This is a genomic window from Porphyromonas sp. HMSC065F10 (assembly GCF_001808555.1).
GTDB lineage: Bacteria > Bacteroidota > Bacteroidia > Bacteroidales > Porphyromonadaceae > Porphyromonas_A.
Genome location: NZ_KV793796.1, coordinates 1 through 295, shown reverse-complemented (window position 1 = coordinate 295; position 295 = coordinate 1). Strand labels below are relative to the sequence as shown.

1 protein-coding gene is annotated in these 295 nt (G+C 48.5%); it reads left to right on the top strand.

What is annotated here, in order from left to right:
• Positions 1-32: 32 nt before the first annotated feature.
• Positions 33-295, top strand: a 263-nt coding sequence (locus HMPREF2890_RS05745) for a transposase (RefSeq protein ID WP_210394774.1), incomplete at its 3' end; no start/stop codon positions are given.

Here is a 295-nt window from a genome sequence, read left to right as displayed (position 1 = left end):
GTCTCAAGGCCAAGCCCGGCAGCAAGGCCATCATGATGAATATAAAAATTCTGGAGAAGCAATTGGCCTACATCAAAGAGCAGATCAACAAGGTAGACCGACAAATGTACATCCTCATAAGGTCTGAAAAGAAGCTCTCCAGGATCTATGATATCATCGTCAGCATCAAAGGTGTGGGACCGGTAACTGCTATCGCTTTGATTGTCCTCACGAGTGGCTTTACGACATTCTTCTCCAAGAGGTCTCTAGCCTGTTTCCTCGGGATAGCCCCCTTCAGAAGCGAGTCCGGCACGTC